The organism is Oleiphilus sp. HI0066 (assembly GCF_001635725.1).
This window is the reverse complement of the sequence record NZ_LWFH01001296.1, coordinates 1-648: the sequence shown is the minus strand read 5'-3', so window position 1 is coordinate 648 and position 648 is coordinate 1. Positions and strand designations below refer to the sequence as shown.

Sequence of the window (648 nt, the reverse complement as noted above, 5' to 3'; positions counted from 1 at the left end):
AGCAGCAAGAACTTCTTCAATTTTCTGCAACAGTTCTTGCTCTTGGAACGGCTTACCCATGTATTCATTTACACCAATCGACATCGCACGATCTCGGTGCTTTTGGCCCGTTCGTGAGGTAATCATAATAATCGGAACATCTTTCAAACGTTCATCGTGGCGTACAAGTGTTGCTACTTCAAACCCGTCCATACGAGGCATCTCAATATCTAACAACATGACATCTGGCTTGGTATCTTGAAGCTGTGCAATGGCATCAACCCCGTCTTTTGCTGTAACGACATCCATACCATTGCGTTCGAGCAAGCGCGTCGATACTTTTCTTACTGTAACCGAGTCATCAACAACCATCACAAGTGGTGTTTCGTTCTGTGTATCAACATTTCCATCAGTATCTAGAACATCCATGACACCTGCTGACTCTTCACGAATCAATGCCGGTAAATCGAGGATCACAACAACACTACCATCACCAAGAATCGTTGCCCCTGAGACGCCATGCACCTCGCTGAACTGCATGCCTAAACTTTTTACTACTATCTCTCGAGAACCCATCAAGCTGTCAACTTGTAACGCCATAGGTTGATCGGTGCCTCGAACCAAAATGACGGGCAATGGCAAAGGCTGACCTTTTAACTTCGGCTGATG

General features: G+C 45.7%; 1 protein-coding gene. It reads right to left on the bottom strand.

Annotated elements, in window-relative coordinates; translation table 11 throughout:
• Window positions 1-648, bottom strand: a 648-nt coding sequence (locus A3738_RS18815) for a response regulator (protein ID WP_156504341.1), incomplete at both ends; no start/stop codon positions are given.